Annotated in this window: 19 protein-coding genes and 2 pseudogenes; 6 read left to right on the forward strand and 15 right to left on the reverse strand. The window is 39.8% G+C overall.

The window, feature by feature from the left end; translation table 11 throughout:
• Nucleotides 1-51: 51 nt before the first annotated feature.
• The 11 genes from BK049_RS03670 to BK049_RS03720 all read right to left on the reverse strand — a co-directional run bounded on the left by BK049_RS03670 (nucleotide 52) and on the right by BK049_RS03720 (nucleotide 9,095).
• A complete protein-coding gene (locus tag BK049_RS03670) occupies nucleotides 52-705 on the reverse strand; it encodes a hypothetical protein (RefSeq protein WP_071167859.1) in 654 nt (217 codons plus the stop codon).
• An 80-nt stretch (nucleotides 706-785) separates the two neighbouring features.
• Nucleotides 786-1,067 carry a hypothetical protein gene (locus BK049_RS03675; RefSeq protein ID WP_008358682.1) on the reverse strand — a complete coding sequence of 94 codons (282 nt, stop codon included), beginning with the start codon at nucleotides 1,065-1,067 and terminating at the stop codon, nucleotides 786-788.
• Nucleotides 1,064-1,969 (reverse strand): PqqD family protein, encoded by a 906-nt coding sequence (locus BK049_RS03680; RefSeq protein WP_071167860.1) that lies wholly within the window; start codon nucleotides 1,967-1,969, stop codon nucleotides 1,064-1,066. Before BK049_RS03680 ends, BK049_RS03675 begins: the two co-directional genes overlap by 4 nt.
• Entirely contained in the window at nucleotides 1,953-3,419 is a 1,467-nt protein-coding gene (locus tag BK049_RS03685) for a hypothetical protein (RefSeq protein ID WP_071167861.1), read from the reverse strand. The genes BK049_RS03680 and BK049_RS03685 overlap by 17 nt, the downstream gene beginning before the upstream one ends.
• Nucleotides 3,397-4,143: an ABC transporter ATP-binding protein gene (locus BK049_RS03690; protein ID WP_008358675.1), complete on the reverse strand. Its 747-nt coding sequence runs from the start codon at nucleotides 4,141-4,143 to the stop codon at nucleotides 3,397-3,399. The genes BK049_RS03685 and BK049_RS03690 overlap by 23 nt, the downstream gene beginning before the upstream one ends.
• A gap of 115 nt (nucleotides 4,144-4,258) precedes the next feature.
• Nucleotides 4,259-4,471: a hypothetical protein gene (locus tag BK049_RS03695; protein ID WP_008358673.1), complete on the reverse strand. Its 213-nt coding sequence runs from the start codon at nucleotides 4,469-4,471 to the stop codon at nucleotides 4,259-4,261.
• A 543-nt stretch (nucleotides 4,472-5,014) separates the two neighbouring features.
• Nucleotides 5,015-6,157, reverse strand: a complete 1,143-nt coding sequence (gene ssuD, locus BK049_RS03700) for an FMNH2-dependent alkanesulfonate monooxygenase (protein ID WP_008358669.1) — start codon at nucleotides 6,155-6,157, stop codon at nucleotides 5,015-5,017.
• 14 nt (nucleotides 6,158-6,171) lie between these two features.
• A complete protein-coding gene (locus BK049_RS03705; RefSeq protein ID WP_425304333.1) occupies nucleotides 6,172-6,924 on the reverse strand; it encodes an ABC transporter permease in 753 nt (250 codons plus the stop codon).
• Nucleotides 6,925-7,004: 80 nt separating this feature from the next.
• On the reverse strand, nucleotides 7,005-7,994 hold the full coding sequence (locus tag BK049_RS03710) for an aliphatic sulfonate ABC transporter substrate-binding protein (RefSeq protein ID WP_071167863.1): 990 nt from the start codon (nucleotides 7,992-7,994) through the stop codon (nucleotides 7,005-7,007).
• Nucleotides 7,995-8,008: 14 nt separating this feature from the next.
• On the reverse strand, nucleotides 8,009-8,776 hold the full coding sequence (locus BK049_RS03715) for an ABC transporter ATP-binding protein (RefSeq protein ID WP_071167864.1): 768 nt from the start codon (nucleotides 8,774-8,776) through the stop codon (nucleotides 8,009-8,011).
• Nucleotides 8,777-8,939: 163 nt separating this feature from the next.
• On the reverse strand, nucleotides 8,940-9,095 hold the full coding sequence (locus BK049_RS03720) for an FbpB family small basic protein (protein ID WP_034739115.1): 156 nt from the start codon (nucleotides 9,093-9,095) through the stop codon (nucleotides 8,940-8,942).
• Between the two features lie 264 nt (nucleotides 9,096-9,359).
• Between BK049_RS03720 and BK049_RS03725 the strand changes: the two genes are divergently transcribed.
• Entirely contained in the window at nucleotides 9,360-10,652 is a 1,293-nt protein-coding gene (locus tag BK049_RS03725) for a homocysteine synthase (protein WP_071167865.1), read from the forward strand.
• A gap of 45 nt (nucleotides 10,653-10,697) precedes the next feature.
• Here BK049_RS03725 and lepB read toward each other — a convergent pair whose 3' ends face one another.
• Together lepB and ltaS are read right to left on the reverse strand one after the other, a co-directional pair.
• On the reverse strand, nucleotides 10,698-11,264 hold the full coding sequence (lepB, locus tag BK049_RS03730) for a signal peptidase I (protein ID WP_071167866.1): 567 nt from the start codon (nucleotides 11,262-11,264) through the stop codon (nucleotides 10,698-10,700).
• A gap of 156 nt (nucleotides 11,265-11,420) precedes the next feature.
• Complete coding sequence (ltaS, locus tag BK049_RS03735; RefSeq protein ID WP_034739123.1) at nucleotides 11,421-13,364, reverse strand: lipoteichoic acid synthase; 1,944 nt, start codon at nucleotides 13,362-13,364, stop codon at nucleotides 11,421-11,423.
• A 536-nt stretch (nucleotides 13,365-13,900) separates the two neighbouring features.
• On the opposite strand from ltaS, the gene BK049_RS03740 reads away from it, so the two are divergent.
• The 5 genes from BK049_RS03740 (at nucleotide 13,901) to BK049_RS03760 (ending at nucleotide 16,709) form a co-directional block, all read left to right on the forward strand.
• Entirely contained in the window at nucleotides 13,901-14,704 is an 804-nt protein-coding gene (locus tag BK049_RS03740) for a DUF2262 domain-containing protein (RefSeq protein ID WP_071167867.1), read from the forward strand.
• 18 nt (nucleotides 14,705-14,722) lie between these two features.
• Entirely contained in the window at nucleotides 14,723-15,412 is a 690-nt protein-coding gene (locus BK049_RS03745; protein WP_071167868.1) for a DUF1963 domain-containing protein, read from the forward strand.
• A gap of 66 nt (nucleotides 15,413-15,478) precedes the next feature.
• A complete protein-coding gene (locus BK049_RS03750; protein ID WP_008358651.1) occupies nucleotides 15,479-15,748 on the forward strand; it encodes a hypothetical protein in 270 nt (89 codons plus the stop codon).
• 142 nt (nucleotides 15,749-15,890) lie between these two features.
• Nucleotides 15,891-16,082, forward strand: a complete 192-nt coding sequence (locus BK049_RS03755; RefSeq protein ID WP_071167869.1) for a hypothetical protein — start codon at nucleotides 15,891-15,893, stop codon at nucleotides 16,080-16,082.
• A gap of 78 nt (nucleotides 16,083-16,160) precedes the next feature.
• Nucleotides 16,161-16,709: a histidine phosphatase family protein gene (locus BK049_RS03760; protein ID WP_071167870.1), complete on the forward strand. Its 549-nt coding sequence runs from the start codon at nucleotides 16,161-16,163 to the stop codon at nucleotides 16,707-16,709.
• Nucleotides 16,710-16,745: 36 nt separating this feature from the next.
• On the opposite strand, the pseudogene BK049_RS03765 reads toward BK049_RS03760, so the two are convergent.
• Together BK049_RS03765 and BK049_RS03770 are read right to left on the reverse strand one after the other, a co-directional pair.
• A pseudogene (locus BK049_RS03765) lies at nucleotides 16,746-17,450 on the reverse strand (hypothetical protein).
• Between the two features lie 70 nt (nucleotides 17,451-17,520).
• Nucleotides 17,521-18,314: pseudogene (locus BK049_RS03770) on the reverse strand (phosphotransferase).
• Between the last annotated feature and the right edge of the window lie 356 nt (nucleotides 18,315-18,670).

The raw sequence follows: 18,670 nt of genomic DNA on the forward strand, positions 1-18,670 counted from the left end.
TGAAAATTTTTCGTCAAAAAATCTTCATATTCTCCATATATATTACGATAGTTATTTGTCTAGCTGTATATAAAATAAATAGGCCTGCGACATATTCTTCAGTGCTTGCTTCGGGTTCTTCTCAACTTGCTCTAGAAAAGGCGAATTCCCATCTTTCCCCATTGACGCTGTGTACGCAATGAGCGCTTTTTCTCCTGAAGCCAATGTAACAGATTCTGATTGTGCAGAAAATACATAATCACTTACTTTGAATGGAAAACTTGATGTAGCTTTCGTCACATCATTCTTTTTGTCTGACCAAATACTAAATTGTGATGTATATGTATCTTTCTCATGGTTTAATTGAAAGAGCACATTCAGCGTTTGATCAGTTCCATCTTGATGTAAAGTAAAAGTGGCAGATGATGCTTCTTTATCAATTAGCCGGCCATTTTTGTAATGACTCCCAATAAAAGTGATACTCTTATTCTTCTTCGTTAGTCCTTTCAATGTTAGAGCCACCATTTCATTTGGGGTTGATGCATCGAGTAAGTTTTTTTCTTTCTTTGTCAGTTTCATGTTTTCAATGGTAACTTGTTTTTTAGAGACAGGCTCTGTTTCTATTTTAGATACCGTCTTCTCTGTCGTCGGTGTTTCTGCCGCCTTCTCGCTGCATCCTGCTAATAGAAAAACAGATAATAAAAGAATACTCCATTTTTTAATCATTAATAATCCCCTTTTATATGTTTATTCTTCATTATACTAAAATTTGGTTGAATAGACAAAAAAAGATTAGGATAGTTCTCCTAATCTTTCATTTTTTTCTGCTTCATCGACGAGAGCAGTGCCACAATGAGAAAACTCACAGCAAAAATCACAACCATATAAATAAAAAAATTTGGCTTGATTTGGAATGTAAAAGCTGATGAACCTTCCATCTCAAAAGCAAGACTGTTAAATAATAATTCATCATTTGTTTTTGATTGAAATAAATGATAGAACAATACACCAATTGTCAGCATTGGATAGCCTAAAAATCCTAGAAAACTACCAACAATTGCCCCTTGTTTTATTGCTTGAACGTTCATGATCGTTGTCCTCCCATCCCACCAAGCAATAGCTGCTTTATAATAGACTTCCCATCTCCCATAAACGGAAGAAGATAGAGCAATTGAATAAAATACGTGATTGAAAAAATGAAAAAGCCTGTCGAAATCGGATTTTCATCCAAAAATAAAACAGTCACCATGATTCCAGCTGCCCCGATTACACCAGGCAAGAGCGGACCAAGCAGTGTAATCCATACTTGTTTTTTCTGAAATGGATCTAGTACGGGTCTCACAAATTTCACGGACATCATATCGCTCGCAAAAAAACCTTGTGGACCATCCCGGCCTGCGAACTTCCGGTGTGCATACCCATGTGCTGCCTCATGCAAGGCGGTTCCAGTTATTAATCCGAAATAAATAATCGTAAAATAAATGGCGATGGCCGCAATTGATGGATCTGGAATAAATAAAAAGGCGATTCCAGCCATGATCATAAAGAGCATCCAGAAAAAGATGATTTTGCGCGTTACCATGAGCAAAGCAGTCCCCAATAGGTGAAGGAATGAATGCCCTGTGCAATCAAACCGCTCCTTCATCTTTACTTGATACTGCTTAAAAAATTGACAGCAGGCTGTCACAGCCCGATATGGCGATTGATAATGAATCGATAACAAATGATGCTGATTCAGCCCCATCATCAGTTGATAGAAATCACGAGCAATCACAGACTCATCGACCTGAAACAAATCAGCCAGCTCTGCTGTAATACTTGCCTCTGTCCTCTGACCATCAACTTTCGTTAACATATGATATGCACTTTCATTGATCGGAAGTGAACTTCCATACTGCGTATCAGTCAGATGCCTTTTTTGTAAGGTCACATACGGCGCAAGTGCCGGTATCCGCTCAATCTTTAGCTTACTGTTAAGAAGTTGAATCATGTGAATACCTCCATGAAAAACCTTTATATATGGCAAAGATGAGCAGACATTCAAATCCTGCCACAAGCAGCCACTGAAGCGTTTGACTCGATTCCCCTATCACATAATTTCCAATAAAGACAATCGGAATCATGATTAAAATAAGCGCTCCAAACGAAAAAATGCCTGTGTATGGATTATTTCGATCAAGAGGCAGTAAGATACCCACCACATAAAACAGAGCAGTCGCATTACACAAGACAGCGACGCCAAGCAAAACGATCCAGATCTGATCAGGGAGTGTCAATGTTGTGATCATAAATAAAGCCATTTGCATCACACCAACGAGCAAAAGTCCTAGAAACTTATAAAGAGCCACTTCCCACGACCTTAGACCAAATGTTTTATACATGCCAAGCATTCGTTTATCATTGCCAAATGAATTAAAGGCTGTTAATCCAGCTAAAGCACATAGGACAAAAAAAGCTTCTCCATCAAAACGGAAGGCAAACTGATAACGAACAAATAAGATCACAATGAGGAGAATGAGAAAGTTTAAAATATTTTCTTCATTTCGCACCTGTGACTTCATTTCCTTTACAATGAGTGACCACTTTTTTGAAGATGAAAATGGCAGTTTGTGCAGAAAGGTTAACGCTTTCTTCTCAGCCATAATCGGCATCAAAGCGAGAGAAATAAATGCGCCGCCCGCAGATAATAGGATGAAGATCGTCAACATTGCAGGATTCACCCCATCAGGAGACATCCCTTGTGCCGCTAAGAAAAACGGTGTTGTCAAATACATCAAATGATAATCAAACTGTACATATGATTGCTGTATTTGGTTGATGTCGAAATGCGTCATGCCATACGCTACAACCAACACCAATAAAACAAATATCGCTGCAAATTTTTGCAACGGTAATTTTAACTTTAGTACGAGTAAATAAGTCATGTTATAAATGAGCTGAAGCAGCGTTAAGACGAACAGCGATTGCAGCAGCACCATCAAAAAGAACGTAAAGATAAAGAAAATACCCATTCCTTGAGCAATAAAATTAGGCAAAAGCAAGATACCGATAAAAAACAAAACAAGCCCTGTCACCACTATCACCATCGGAATGAAGTAACCTAGACTTTTCTGAAAAGTAGACAGCGGAAACCAGCTGAGCTGCATAGAAAACCGGTCTTGTTCAGGTGTTCTGACTTTGATCAGCACAAATAACAAGCTTGTAAAAATGGATGCATTGATGGCCATCGACACAACCAACAACCCAAGTGAACGTTCATCTCCATTTAAGAAAGCCTTCATAAAGACACCGGTAAAGCTGTATCCAATGATAGCCCCCATTATGACGGCAAACAAAAAGAATAAGACCACAATGATTCGCTTCGTTTGAGTATCAAAGAGCTTATACATCTCCTGCTGCCACATTTTAAGCATCATTTTAGAAATGATTAATGATTTCATCAAAATGTGCACCCCTATCACTTAACATTGAAGCTTTCAGAAACACCTGTTCCAGTGTGCTTGATTGATACTTCTCTTTTAAAGCTGAAACTGTTCCTTCATCCATTTTATTTCCTTTAGAAATAATGGCGATTTTGTGGCACAGCTCTTCAGCTGAAAGCATATCATGCGTTGAAAGCAAAATTGCACCATGGTGCTCGGCATAACGTTTCATCAGTTTCTTTGTGTTTATAACCGCTTCAATATCAAGTCCTCTAAAGGGCTCATCCATGATCACCAGTTGACTATCAAGCATAAAGGCAGCAATCAGCTGTGTCTTTTTTTTCATCCCATGTGAATAGGTTTCAATCGGTCTAGATAAAGCCGATTCCATATCGAACAATTCAATTAGTTGATTTCTTCTTTGAATTGTTTTACATTCATACATAGAAGAAACAAACTCTAAATATTCAGCACCAGTCAATGCTTCAGGGAGCAGCAGGTCATCTGGAACATAGGCTACTTGTTTTTTAAAGGATGGATCATCATTTGTGACATCCTTTATATGAATCGTTCCTTCTGTATGCTTAATAATCCCGAGTATACAGTTAATCATCGTTGTTTTACCGGATCCATTCGGTCCAGCAACAGCAACGATTTGATGAGGGGCGATCTTTAAATGAAAATCATTGACAGCAGTCACATTATTTTTATACGTCTTGGTTAAATTCTCGATCGTAAACATATAACCTCCAAGTGTCTGCATATTCTTTAAAAACAGATCAGGCTAAACCGCCCGCCACAGACGGTTTAGCCCTGGTGTCTTATCCTAGAAGTAAAAAGATGAATCCTAAGTATAGCTACTTACATTCAATTTGGACTTTTAAGCCACTTTCCCACTGAACGGCTCCTGTAAAGCTGCCCTTGCCGTTTGCTAAACACCAAACTGCTGCTCCTAGAACAACTGTTGCTCCCAATCCGAGAAGGACTGCAATAAATACTAAGAACCAAGCTTGGTCCATAATAGCAGGTTCCATAGTGGAATAGTCAACTTGCGGCGCTGCATAAGTCATACTTTTCACCTCCCAGCTTATGATGATCGTATCATAGGCGTCACACTTCAAACATCAACAGAAGATCCCATTTTTGAGGGAACGTACTTTCGTTCAAAATGTGACTTTTTATTCAATTACTCCCTTTCGACTGGATAGACACTCTCTATTTTACTATTTTCTGCCACAACAGAATGCCCATAAAACCCATATAATGTCAATAAAACCATCTTTTTTCTGTTTCTTTTCAAATAGTTCATTTTTATCATCTGTTCTATATATTCTTTCATTTTTATGAGCTAGAAAGAATTCCCCCGATATATCAGATATAAAAGTCCTGTTTATATGTCGTTAACAGACCAATTATGAAATATTTACTGATAATTCGGACAAAAGAGTGAGTATATTTTCCTTCTTCTCTTGCCACTCGAAATATGTATATACAAGAAAGCGCATTGGGAAAAAAGCCCTTACCTTCTTCAACCGCACACACCTTTTTACGTTCTTGTTTTTCTATATAAAAAAGCAAAGCAGCCACACTCGCTGGGCTGCTTTGCTTTTCATTTATGACGAACTTGCAGCAGAGGCTGTATCAGGGAAGTAATGGTTCCCTATAATTTCTCCAGCTGGCACATGAAGTCTTGCATCACCATTTCTTTTAAATGGAAGAAGCGGGAAAACAAGTTCTGCTAAATGATAAGCCTCTTCTAAGTGCGGATAACCAGAAAAGATAAATGTATCAATACCGAGAGATTGATATTCTACGATACGTTCTGCCACTGTTTGCGGGTCACCGACGAGCGCTGTTCCGGCACCGCCACGAACTAAACCAATGCCTGCCCAAAGATTCGGGCTAATTTCAAGCTTTTCTTTATTTCCTTGATGTAATTCAACCATTCGTTTTTGCCCTACTGAGTCCATCCCTTGTAAAGCCTTTTGCGCCTCATCAATCGTCTTTTGATCTAAATGACGAATCAGATGTTCCGCTGCCTGCCAAGCCTCATCTTCCGTTTCTCTCACAATCACATGAAGACGAATACCAAACTTCACCGTTCTTCCTTCCTTTTCAGCCTGCTTCTTCACTTGTGCGATTTTTTCCTTTACTTGTGCAGGCGGCTCGCCCCAAGTTAAATAAACATCTGTATGCTTTGCAGCTGTTTGAATTCCTGCTTCTGATGATCCACCAAAAAAGACGGGTGGATGTGGCGTTTGAGCTGGTGGAAATAGCAACTGTCCATTTTGTGATTGCAAATGCTTTCCTTGAAACTGCACCTTCTCCCCTTTCAATAGCCGCTTCCAAATGGTTAAAAATTCCTCTGTTGCCTCGTAGCGTTCATCATGAGAAATCAATAGCCCATCACCTGCAAGTTCTTCTTTACTTCCGCCCGCCACAACATTGATCAGCAGCCTCCCGCCTGAAAGTCGATCGAGTGTGGAGGTCATTCTAGCAGCAACAGACGGCTGCATCAAACCCGGCCGCAAAGCCACAAGAAACTTTAAATGAGTTGTTTCTGCCGCTAAAGCAGCAGCCGTCAGCCATGGATCTTCACAAGATCTTCCTGTAGGCAGCAAGACCCCCGTATAACCAAGCTGATCAGCAGCTTGAGCAATTTGTTTAAAATATGGATAGTCTGCCTGTCTTGCACCTTTTGATGATCCTAAATAACGACCATCCCCGTGAGTTGGAATAAACCATAGAATATTCATCACATCGCCTCCAATTATTTTTCACCTTGATAACTTGTGCGCCAACTAAGCAGACGCTTTTCTAACAGACGTACAAATGAATCTGTCACTTTACCAACTACCGCAAAGATGATAATCCCTACAAACACTTTATCCGTTTGCGAGAATTGCCTTGCATCCATAATCATATAGCCGACACCACTGCTCGACCCCATTAATTCAGCCACGACTAAACCAAGCCAGGCAATGCCCAATGAAAGCCTCACGCCCAGAAGAATATGTGGAAGGGCAGCAGGTAAAATCAGCTTTGTGATGTTTTGATACAGATTAAACTCTAAAGCGCGAGCCACATCAAATAGCTTGTTATCTACACTGCGAATCCCTAGAAAGGTATTGATATAGATTGGAAAAAAAGCCCCAAGTGCAATTAACAAAATTTTCGCTGATTCATCAAAACCAAACCAAAGAATAAATAAAGGTGTCACCGCTAAATGAGGAACTGTTCTCAGCATCTGCAAGGTCGGATCTACATACTGCTCTGTTTTCCTAGAAAAACCGACACACACGCCCATCACAAGTCCTAAACCTCCCCCAAGTAAAAACCCGCAAATCGCTCTGTAAAGACTGATATAAAGATGGCCAAACAGCTCACCGGAACGGATCAACTCTCGAAAAGATTCCGCAATGACAGTGGGGGCAGGAAGTACAGTCGAAGAAACGATTTGGAAACCAGCAGTTACCTGCCAAATCACAATGAGTAAAACAGGTAATACAAGTCCTTTTAACATGATCAAGGATGAAGCTTTTCTCCTCTTTTTCTTCGGTCTCTCGGTTTTAGTCACAAGAGCTGGATTAGATACAGCTTTCATCAATTCTTCTCCTCTTTCAGCATTTTTTCAATAAACGAATTATCTACTACCTGTTTAACATCAATCTTCCGCTGGATCGCCTTTGTTTGATATTGAAAATCAGCTGTATGCTGCTGGGCGTTTATGATCTTCTTAGAAATGGGCTCATTGAGCGGCTCTGTATTGTTTAATACTTGTGTCACCACCTTCTGATCTAGCTGCTTCAAACGAGCATATAGTGTAATGGCTTCCTGTTGATTTGCTTTCTGCCATTTCACCGCTTTGTTATAAACTTTTAAAAATTGCACCACCAGTTCAGGATACTGATCGGCAAACTTGGTTCTGACAAGTGTGAATCCTGGAGAATATAAATCGGTCGCTTCTCCATTGACCAGCAGTTTTGCCCCTTTTTGTATCGTTTCAAGTGATAAGAACGGCTCCCAAATCGCCCAAGCATCAACGGACTCATTCTCAAACGCAGATATTGCTTCATCCGGCTGCAACTGAATGATCTGAACATCCTTTGCAGATAATCCTACCTGATCTAACACTTTGTATAAAAAGTCAAAACCACTGCTCCCTTTCGCAACAGCAATTTTTTTCCCTTTTAAATCTTCTACTTTTTGAATCTCACTGTTCTTGTTCACTAAAATCCCATTCGCCTTCAGTCCATCCTGAGATAAACCAATTTCCTTAAAATCAATTCCTGCTGCCTGGCCAGCTATAACAGGTGAGTTACCAACCTGAGAAAAATCTAATTGATTAGCGGCCAGTCCTTCGAATTGGGGAGGACCACTTTGAAACTCCACCCACTTGACTTTCACACCTTCTTTTTCAAATGATTGTTCAAACCATCCTTTTTCCTTTGCTAAAAGTAGTGGACTTAGACTTTGCTGAATGCCAATCCGAATCTCTTTCGGCTTGTTTTCTGATCCATTGACGCTTTGATCACACCCTGCTAATACAAGGAGGAGAACCAGAAAGAGAGCGATTCTATTTTGCCTTTTCATCCGATTTGACCTCCTTAAATTCCTGAGCCATCCGTCAATAACAGCTCATCTGTTTTCTCAAATTCTGAAAGCACCTTTTGTCTTAAGCTCTGAAAGGCTGTTGACGTTCTATTCCGCGGAAACGGTAAATTCACGGGAAGGATTTTATGAATTCGGCCGGGTCTTGCCTGTAACAGCACAATTTCATTGCCTAAATAAATGGATTCATCAATATCATGAGTGACAAGCACCATCGTGGTTCTTTTCTCCTGCCAAATATCCAGCAGCACATCTTGTAGGTGTTTCCGTGTAAATGCATCCAGCGCACCAAATGGTTCATCAAGCAGTAAAATCTCCGGATCACGCAGGAGTGCTCTTGCGATGGCTACACGTTGTGACATTCCGCCCGAAAGCTCATGTGGATAAGCATGTTCAAAACCTTTTAACCGAACAATCTCAATCAATTCATCCACTTTTCGGCGTATAGCTGCTTGTTTTAAATTGAAATTGGCAGCGATATTTTCTTCGACCGTCAGCCACGGAAACAAGCGATGCTCTTGAAAGATAAAGCCCTGTTTCATTCCTGGTTCTGTCACACGCCTTTTTCCTATCACGATCTCTCCTTCATAATCTGTATCAAGCCCTCCAATGATCTTCAGCAATGTACTTTTCCCGCATCCGCTCGGACCAATCACCGTCACGAATTCACCAGGAACGATGGTGAGCCTCACGTCCTCAAGCACTTGAATGGTTTGTTTGTCTTTCCAAAAAGACTTCCCCACAATATCAATGGAAATTGTCACTGCACCCTTCACTCCTCTTGTCTTCTTGCATATACACAGAAAGGCCCTTATCCCAAAAGAGAGATAAGAGCCTTCGTGTTGTCCGATCAGCTGTTCATATTGATTTGTTAGCACCATCCTAAATCATATTATCCCTATAAATCAACTATATTTTATAAAATAGTTATTTCGACCTTGTATGCTTTTCATCAATTCGATCGTAAATCGCTTCTATTCGTTCTTGATTACTGTAAATCTCATATTTGTTCCGCTCAATCAAAATGTCTAGTGTAAGATCCAGATGTCTTCTGTATTTTCTTCGTTTTTTCTTTTTTTCCATGTTCATCTTCCCTTCTAATTAAAATAAAAAAAGGCCCTTCACTCATGATAAGTGATAGAGCCTTCGGTTGACCGATCAGCTATTCTTGTTGATGTTTTCAGTATGGTCATGTTAATACACACTATTCCGACCTGTCAACTATAATTATTGTTTTTTCAGATTTATCTAAAAAATCATTGACCGGACAGGAAACAAGATTTATAGTCTTATTAAATATTTCTTATCAAAATAGTTGGTTTTATCTAACAAAAGGAGGATACACACATGTCAGAAGATCTTCAATTTCGTCTAGAAACAAAAGCCATTCACGCAGGTCAGGAACTTGATTCAGCCACCTATTCAAGAGCCGTACCTATTTATCAAACAAGCTCTTTCGGTTTTAGAGATAGTGAGCATGCAGCGAATTTATTTGGACTTCAGGAACCCGGCAATATTTATTCACGTATTATGAATCCTACAAATGACGTGTTTGAAAAACGGATCGCAGCGCTTGAAGGTGGAATTGGTGCGCTTGCCGTCTCTTCTGGACAAGCAGCTACTACTTATTCCATTTTAAACATTGCAGGTGCTGGCGATGAAATCGTATCCTCCAGCAGTCTTTATGGCGGCACATACAATCTATTTGCCCATACATTAAAAAAGCTTGGCATTACCGTGAAATTTGTAGATTCATCTAACCTTGAAGAACTCGAAGCGGCCATTACAGACAAAACAAAAGCTGTCTATGCAGAGAGTATCGGGAACCCCAAAGGCGACATTTTACATATTAAAGCCGTCTCAGCCATTGCACACAAGCACCATATTCCACTTATTGTGGACAACACGCTTGCCAGTCCTTATTTGTTAAGACCTATTGAGTTTGGTGCAGACATTGTCGTCCATTCAGCGACGAAATTTATTGGCGGCCACGGCACATCTATTGGCGGAGTCATCGTCGATAGTGGTCAATTCCCGTGGGCTGACAGTGATAAGTTCAAAGGACTGACGGAACCAGACCCAAGCTATCATGGACTGACGTATACCGAAGCGATTGGAGAAGCGGCTTATATCACAAAAGCACGTGTACAGCTCTTGCGTGATTTAGGGGCGGCTTTATCACCATTCAACTCATTTTTACTTTTGCAAGGCTTAGAAACATTGCATCTACGTCTTGAGCGTCATAGTGAAAATGCATTGAAGACCGCACAATTTTTACAGGAGCATCCTCTTGTAGAATGGGTAAGCTATCCAGGTCTTGAAGGCCATGAATCCTTTGAGCTGGCTCAAACCTATTTACCAAAAGGACAAGGAGCCATCCTCACATTCGGTATTAAAGGTGGGCGAGAAGCAGGGAAAAAGCTCATTGATTCCGTCCAGCTTTTCTCACACCTTGCCAACGTGGGCGATTCTAAGTCACTGATTATTCATCCTGCCAGCACAACGCATCAACAATTAAGTGAAGCAGAGCAAAAAGCGACAGGCGTTACACCAGAACTCATCCGTTTATCTGTTGGAACAGAAGCGATTGAAGACATTTTGGCAGATCTAGAACAGGCGATTTCAAAAAGTCAGTCTTAAACAAACAAAAAAAGCACACGGGTGTGCTTTTTTTGATCTATTTTATTAATGATTGAGTAAACGAATATCTTGGATGGGATAAAACACAAATGATGTTGTCCCTTGAATATCACTCTTTGTAAAAAGACCTAAACCGTTGCGGCTATCCATTGAATTTTGGCGATTGTCACCCATCACAAAGTACTTCCCTTTAGGAACGGTAAGAGGACCAAAATCAGGCGTCAGCAAAGTGCCGTCTGCTTCTGCTTTCTTTTTGTTTGACTCTAAATAAGGCTCAGATACTTTTTTACCATTCACATACAGCTGGTCATTTTTCATTTCGATTTTATCACCAGGTAAACCAATCAATCGTTTCACATAGTGAGTGCTGCGGTCTTCCCCATCAAGAACGATGATCTGTCCCCGTTTATAATCGCCGAAGTAATCAACGGTTTTATTCACAAAAACCCGCTCTGTATTATGCAGGGTCGGTTCCATAGAAGTCCCTTTCACAATATACGGTGCGAATAAAAAGTTACGAATGATAAAAACAGCAATAAATGCGATTAAGATGGCTTTGATCCAGCCCCATAACTCTGATTTCTTTTTTTGTGTTTTTGTATTTGTCGTCATAAGCTCCTCCTGAAATCCCCTAGGACGAAATGAGTTTTTCGCCAGCTGGCCGCTGACGTCACACTTGTTTCCTCCCTAAATATAAACATATTTTGCCAACAAATCAAGCTGAGAGAGAAAAAGGCAAGCACCTTTCTGTGCTTGCCCAAAACTCAGTTAGTTAGCAGAAGAATCCGCCTCGTTCTCTTTGTTTGTTTTACCATAGAAATAATCAGATGGATTCACTGGTTTAAAATCAGATAGTTTATGGAATCGAAGAAGATCCCTGTAGAGCACTTTATCTGAAAGGCTTAACTGATTATCAACACGGGCTTTAATTGCTTCTGTCTTTTTATTTTGTTTCACAACTTTACCCGTTTTTGTATCGTAGACTGTATTATCTACAAGGGTATATTTCGGTGTCACATAGTTTCCATTACGGAATGCAACGGTTTGATCATGCTGTTTAGAAAATAGATCTGTCCCAAAATTCACGAACTCATTGGAATCAATACCTTGTAAGTGAAGAAGTGTTGGCATCACGTCGACTTCACCGCCATACGTATGGTTCACGCCGCCCTGTTTTCCAGGGATACGAATCATGAGCGGAACACGCTGATTTTGTGCATTTTGATAAGGGGTAATTTCTTTCCCTTGGATTTCGCTCATTGCACGGTTATGGTTCTCAGAAATACCGTTATGGTCACCATATAATAGAATCACCGAATCTTTATAAAGACCTGATTTTTTCAAGTCCTTAAAGAATTGCTCTAATGACTCATCCAAATATCTTGCTGTTTGGAAGTAATTATCTACGGTTTTATCGCCAGTTGTTGCCTTAGCGATCGTCGCATCTTTTTCATCTAAATTAAATGGATAGTGATTTGTGAGAGTCATTAAATGGGCATAAAATGGCTTTTTCAACGATTCTAACATTGGGATTGATTCTTTAAAGAACGGCTTATCCTTCAGACCCATATTCACAAGGTTTTCTTCATCCATGTTGTAATATGAAGCATCGAAGAATTGATCAATTCCCATATGCTTATAAATCGTGTCACGGTTCCAAAAAGATTTATAGTCACCGTGGAGCACTGCACTTGTATAGCCTGCTTTTTGATCTAGGATCGCAGGAAGTGATTGGAAGGTATTTTCACCTTTTGTCACAAACGCTGCACCCTCTGGCAAGCCAAACATACTATTATCCATCATCAGCTCAGCATCAGATGTCTTCCCTTGACCAGTCTGATGGAAGAAGTTATCGAAATACGTAAAATCATCTTTACCATGAGCCAGCTTGTTTAAAAATGGCGTGACTTCTTCTCCATTTAGCTTGTAGTCAATTAAGAACGACTGGAAGCTTTCTAAATGAATTTTAATGATGTTTTTCCCTTTTGCTTGACCAAAATACTCAGCATTTGGCTTCGCATAATGAGAGGTCGTGTAGTTCACAACATCCGTTAAATCATCACTGCTTGCATTTGCTACCTGCGTTGCATTTTGCGCCGTTTGCACACCGTCATAAATCGCATAGTTATAAACACCTAAATATTTGACAATATATTTATGATCAAATGTTCTCGTTAATAATTCAGGACGATCCTTTTCAGCTAAATGTAGATTGACAAAGAACAGTCCAACACCCGCAGCCACAATCAGCAGTGCAAACGTCTTTTTCATTTGGAACTTCTTCACTTCTGGTCTCCAAATGACAATAGCAATTAAAATAATGATATCAATGAAGTACAAAAGGTCATGCGGCTTAATGCTGGCTAACACACCGCCAGTCATGCCTCCCCCAAGATTGCCCGCTTGCTTCATAGTTGGGAAAGTCAAAAAGTCATCAAAGAAACGGTAATACGCTACATTCGCATATAAAAGTGCGGTCATAATAAAATCAATGACAATTAAAACAATGGCAGATTTACGCCCCTTCAAAAAGAGAGCAAGTCCTAAAAACACAATGGCTGAACTGAATGGATTTAATAAAAGAAGCCCCTCTTGAAAAGAACCTTTGACTCCTAAATTAAAGTCCATTTTGTAAGCTGTATACGATTTTGCCCAAAATAAAAGAACAGCCAAAACAAAAAAGCTATATTTGTTCGCAAATATTTTTTTCATAAAACCTCTTCTTTCTTCATTTCGATCTGATATAAATGAAATCATAAAAAATTTACATTCATTTTGCAAATGTAAATCTTCTGCACCAGGTATTCCGATGCTCTGTCTCCGCTGGCTACATGTGCTCCTTTAATATAACGAATGAGAAGCATCATAAGTTTCAAAAAAAATACGAGTAAATAAAAGGAAAATTATCCATTTACACTAAATTTACTAAAACTTCACATTTCAGTGAATCATGAAGGTTTTGTAAATCACTCAGTACTACTTTACTTTTTTCATCTAATCGTGTCAAAGTAATTATAAAGAAAAGGAAGAATCACCTAGGCTTTTCGACTTATTTACCCAAAATTATACAAAATTCGATCTCAGCCCATTTGCTCTTTTATTGTGACTCAACCTCCAACAATCCATGTATCCGCTCTGCTTCTATAAACCTAAAAACAGTTTTAAGCAAAAAAAGCTTGATTTCCTCTGCCAATGTACGGTGTGATAAAGGTATAGCTCCATCAATTAATCAAGCTGGGGGACATCCTATGAAAACGAACAAACAAATCAACACATTTGAACAAAGATTTTCAGAAGAAGTGATAGACATCATAGCTGTCACAGGACCTTCTGGGGTCGGTGCAGGAAAAGCAGGAAAAGAAACGCTTTGGACCGCTTCCATTCCACTCATTGCTTGGAAGGAAAATGACCGAATCACAACCGAAAAAATGAGACTGTGCTGGTTAACAGATGACAAGGGATTACGAGAAAAACAAGCACAAATACATCAAGAATCAATCGTTAGACTTCAGGTTCGAAAAGGTGAAGGTGAATTCATGCTCGTATCACTTACCGATACAGATACCGAGGATAGAGATCTTGAAGAGATATTAGAAGAGGCTCAAAAACCTGTCTTTTATCACGATGACAAATTGGGCACCTTTGAATTAGTAAAAGGACTGGACTTATTTGAAACAACCATCCAATGGGGCAACCAGGAAAGCCTTCTCTACTTCAATCTTGAAGAAGACGAAGACATAGCCGCCTCTCTCCAAACCGCTAGACAACTCGTACAAGAACAGGCTAAATGGGATTCCTCTATTAAATCATTTGCGGCAAATAAACTGATTGAATTAGCCAAAGATTGGCAGGAACAAGACGACTCGGCTGAACATCAAGAAGAGATCTCGCAAGATCAATTGATTAACCGCATGTCACTGGAAAGCCTCCATGCTTATCCAAATGGAGAATTTGAAGCCTACTATCATGACGGTGATGTATTTTGGGGACATGTCATCATTGTCACTGGAAATATCAATGGCACGTTTCAGGATGCACATATTGCAGGCTAATGGATGGAGAGATGTTAAATGGAGATCAAGGCTTTTCATGAATTAAATCAAATAGGGAAAACACCAGTCATGGCCAAGATTGGCGGATTTCGTTCTGATCCATATAGATACAGCTGGTTTGCCGGTCATTTTTTCATGCACCCTGATAAAGGATGGCCGACAGATCAAGACGGAGCTATGATTCCCATTTTGCAAATATATTTACCAGAAGTACCAGGGGGAATAAACGGCTTTGATGAATGTAAGATGATACAAATTTTTCTCAACCAGAAAGCACTTCCGATTGATATCACCAAAAACGGTGAAGGCTGGAAGCTCATTGAATATTCAACAATGGAAGGATTAGAAATCGTTGAGACCTCTGAAGAAGTGAAAGGAATCAAACCCTTTCAAATCCAGTGGAGCGAAAGTGAACAAGAAGACTACCCGTGCTGGGAGGAAGCTTGGTCGTACGTTGATTTATCAGAAGTGAATGAAAGTGAAGAAGCAACAGACTACTTCTTTCAACACTACTCTAATTACTCGTTCACAAAAATCGGCGGATATGGGGCTTATATTCAATCTCCGCCCCATCAAAAGCAAGGTGAATTCATGCTGCAAATCGCCTCAGAAGAAAAACCTCGTTTCATGATTGGTGATCATGGCACCATGTATTTCTATTACAACAAAGAAACGAAAGAATGGTTGATGCACTGGGATTGTTTTTAGAGATCAATTGAATGAAACCTCTCCTCTTTTCTAAGCGTAATGAATCATATGAAAGGAGGAGATGATATGGGTTTTATTTTAGACATCTTTACCCTTGCTCTGTATATCCCTTTTCTACAGGTAGATGAAGAGGATATCTCCAGGAACGCAGTACATCTGAAACAATATAGCTGGTTTCAAGCGTTATTAAATGAGCAAACAAGTAGAGAGCTGATCATTTATCACCAAGATGTTCGCCATGCCATTGGCAGGTTTAAAACGGAGAAACTCCATAAAAAGCGATACAACTTAAGGTGCGAACGTAAATTACTGCAAGCATTACGTCATGCTATGTAAATATTCATAAAGAGCCGCACTTGCCTGTGGCTTCTTTCGTATAAATTGAATAGACCCATTTGAAGAAAACAATTGACGCTCGGACAACTCTCCCCGTATATTATGTATAAATCCATCTTTTTCTTAGAAAAGGGGGCCATACATGCGCTTGTTTAAGAACTGGAGAAAAAAGCAGCCCAAACAACCGATCACTTCAGAAACGCAAGAAGACTGTATCCCAATTAACTTTTCCACCCTTCCCTTTGGTACAGACACCTTAGATGATTTTTTATTCAATTTAGACCTGACCTCCAAGCTCACTGATCCCTATAAAGAAACAGATACAAACAAATGAACCTAGACTTTCGTGAATGCTCATCCAAAACTGGATGATTTTTTTATCCTCTATTTACTCAATGAAAGGTGTAATCCCATGAAAACCTATTATATCGTCAGACACTGCCAAGCAGATGGACAATCCAAAAACGCAGCTTTAACACCGCAGGGCATCGCACAATCACACACACTCGCCGAGTTCTTTTCGAGCATACAACTCAATCAGATCATCTCAAGTCCTTATAAACGGGCGATCCAAACCATCCAGCCTCTTGCCCATGCAAAACAGCTTAAGATAAAAACGGATGAGCGTCTCTCTGAACGTGTGTTAAGCAGCAAGTCAATGGACGATTGGTATGAAAAGCTAAAGCTCACTTTTATGGATTTAACCATCGCGTATGAAGGCGGAGAATCCAGGCAGGAAGCCATGAACCGGATCGTAGAGGCTCTTGACGAACAAATAAAAAGAGGAGAAGATCATACCCTCTTTGTCACACATGGCAATATCATGAGCCTGCTCCTCAAATATGCTGATCCGGACATAGGATTCAATGAATGGAAAACACTCAGCAACCCAGATGTCTATGTCCTAAAATACTTTCGACCAGATCATTTAGAAATAAAGCGCATATGGCTCGACATATAAAAACGACAGAAACCTTCTGTCGTTTATCCATCATATCTATTGGCGATAATAAAAAGTCTCCACCCATTCATACGACTTCTCTCGCTCAGCACACCATTCCTAAAATTGTTTGTCTCCGTTTGCTGAAATTTAATCCAGTCTGATAAAAGCTGCGTATAGTAATCTGCTTGTTTTTGATAATAGGTACGTGTCCTTTCATCTTGTAACAGCATCACGACATCCTGAATGCCCTGAATTCGCTCTTGATCCATCTCAAAGGTACTTAAATAAAGATCTTCATGTATATGGTGAAACGAATACCACAACGCCGATACATAGGTTTCACAAATCTGAACAATCACACGCTGCTCCTCACCGCCTCCAAGCTCTACCGCCTTCAATAAATAAGGCAGTGCTTCTCCTTGGTGCACAAACAGACCTTGCCAGCGATACGGTCTCACATCCAATGGATCAATATCCACCCATTTTTGAAGAACAGGCTGGGTAATTCCATTCACCAACGGATACACAAGCAAATGGTGACCATCCTCAAACTGTTCAATCCACTCAAACACCCCACTCCACAAAGACACGCTGTGTTTCAAAATCGTTCTTCTTCATTTCTTCAATAAAGGAATCAAGGACTTTTAGCGCCTCTTTACGCAGCCCTTGCTCTTTTTGTACACAGTACTGTCTAAAATGCGGATCATGTGTTGACCTCTCGTCTTGAATGATGACCCGTAATATAGTAGTAGATTGCAATAGAATAACGCCGCCTTTTTTACATTCAATTTAATCCTAAGACAAACCCTCCATGAAAAAATGGTTGCTCTTAAATCCATTCTTTTCCGTGCGCCTGAATGAATTCCATGTCCTTTTGATAGTGTTCAAGATGCCCTTCAGCGATCATTTTCTGAAAAGCTATGTCCCCTTCATGTGCTTTTCTTTCATGTATTTACATAACCCCTCTAAGCGCAGCAACACCATATCCAAAAAACTTTCTCCCATTTTCTCACCATAGGATTCGAAAAACAATTGAATCCTATATTTTATAGGATCTGCATGTTCTAATGAATGATATTGAACCAGCTTACCAGTCTCGGTGCGAATGAATCTACTAAGAGGGACACAAGTGTAAAGTGTATAAGCGATATCCCAAAGTCTTGGACCAGGAGCCGCAACATCAAAATCAATGATTCCTACAGGTTTTCCATGATTAAAAATAATGTTGTACAGGGCAAAATCATTATGGCACACCACCTCTGTTTGGTTAGGTGTATTGTCCATTCGTTCCCAATCATCTGATATTGGAAAGTCACTTACAGCATCGTGGTAGAGTCTTAGCATTTTCGCTATTTCTTTTAAAACATCATGAGAACACATATAGCCTTTTACAGGATCATTGCCGGCCTCCCCTTCGATAAAAGAGAGTATCTCTCTCCCTTCATCATCAATACCTAAATACTTTGGGGCATAATTGAAATTCTTTTTCTCCAAATGCTTTAATAATTTGTGTATGTTGCTATTGCCTGGCTTTAATTCCCGTCTAACCGTATCTCCCGAACGATAGACGTTTGAGACATTCCCGCCTGTCAGTAATTCTTCATTGTTATATTGATTTTTCATTAAAAATCCCCCTAAAGACGGGATACCAGCCAGAGGTGGAGTTTTCCCTATACATAAAAGCAGCTATCTAAAGGGCCCTGCTTAGCAAAGGGAATATAATTGTCCACAGCATGCATCCCTGTATCCCTTGAATGATTTACACAGAAAAGTAATCGAATACTTAAAACGAAGGACTGTATAACTTTTCATTTTGTAAACCATGTCAAGGGTATTAAGTTGCCCTTTCTTTAGATCGCTAATTTTATATTATCAAATGGGATGGATCAACTAAAGGAGTTTTCAACACTTTGCTTTCTAGAAAGGGATACGGATCTTCTGTTTATCTGAAATATTCAAGAATGAAATACAATTCACTA

Source organism: Bacillus xiamenensis, assembly GCF_001857925.1.
In the GTDB taxonomy this organism is placed as follows: domain Bacteria; phylum Bacillota; class Bacilli; order Bacillales; family Bacillaceae; genus Bacillus; species Bacillus xiamenensis.

Excerpts from the sequence above, each read along its gene's own strand:
- BK049_RS03680 (WP_071167860.1), bottom strand. The coding sequence starts at position 1,969 with ATGATTCAACTTCTTAACAGTAAGCTAAAGATTGAGCGGATACCGGCA.
- BK049_RS03710 (WP_071167863.1), bottom strand. The coding sequence starts at position 7,994 with ATGAAAAGGCAAAATAGAATCGCTCTCTTTCTGGTTCTCCTCCTTGTA.
- lepB (WP_071167866.1), bottom strand. The coding sequence starts at position 11,264 with ATGACGACAAATACAAAAACACAAAAAAAGAAATCAGAGTTATGGGGC.
- BK049_RS03725 (WP_071167865.1), top strand. The coding sequence starts at position 9,360 with ATGTCAGAAGATCTTCAATTTCGTCTAGAAACAAAAGCCATTCACGCA.
- BK049_RS03675 (WP_008358682.1), bottom strand. The coding sequence starts at position 1,067 with ATGAACGTTCAAGCAATAAAACAAGGGGCAATTGTTGGTAGTTTTCTA.
- BK049_RS03670 (WP_071167859.1), bottom strand. The coding sequence starts at position 705 with ATGATTAAAAAATGGAGTATTCTTTTATTATCTGTTTTTCTATTAGCA.
- BK049_RS03760 (WP_071167870.1), top strand. The coding sequence starts at position 16,161 with ATGAAAACCTATTATATCGTCAGACACTGCCAAGCAGATGGACAATCC.
- BK049_RS03705 (WP_425304333.1), bottom strand. The coding sequence starts at position 6,924 with ATGTTAAAAGGACTTGTATTACCTGTTTTACTCATTGTGATTTGGCAG.
- BK049_RS03755 (WP_071167869.1), top strand. The coding sequence starts at position 15,891 with ATGCGCTTGTTTAAGAACTGGAGAAAAAAGCAGCCCAAACAACCGATC.
- ssuD (WP_008358669.1), bottom strand. The coding sequence starts at position 6,157 with ATGAATATTCTATGGTTTATTCCAACTCACGGGGATGGTCGTTATTTA.
- BK049_RS03740 (WP_071167867.1), top strand. The coding sequence starts at position 13,901 with ATGAAAACGAACAAACAAATCAACACATTTGAACAAAGATTTTCAGAA.
- BK049_RS03720 (WP_034739115.1), bottom strand. The coding sequence starts at position 9,095 with ATGGAAAAAAAGAAAAAACGAAGAAAATACAGAAGACATCTGGATCTT.
- BK049_RS03750 (WP_008358651.1), top strand. The coding sequence starts at position 15,479 with ATGGGTTTTATTTTAGACATCTTTACCCTTGCTCTGTATATCCCTTTT.
- BK049_RS03685 (WP_071167861.1), bottom strand. The coding sequence starts at position 3,419 with ATGAAATCATTAATCATTTCTAAAATGATGCTTAAAATGTGGCAGCAG.
- BK049_RS03745 (WP_071167868.1), top strand. The coding sequence starts at position 14,723 with ATGGAGATCAAGGCTTTTCATGAATTAAATCAAATAGGGAAAACACCA.
- BK049_RS03690 (WP_008358675.1), bottom strand. The coding sequence starts at position 4,143 with ATGTTTACGATCGAGAATTTAACCAAGACGTATAAAAATAATGTGACT.
- ltaS (WP_034739123.1), bottom strand. The coding sequence starts at position 13,364 with ATGAAAAAAATATTTGCGAACAAATATAGCTTTTTTGTTTTGGCTGTT.
- BK049_RS03695 (WP_008358673.1), bottom strand. The coding sequence starts at position 4,471 with ATGACTTATGCAGCGCCGCAAGTTGACTATTCCACTATGGAACCTGCT.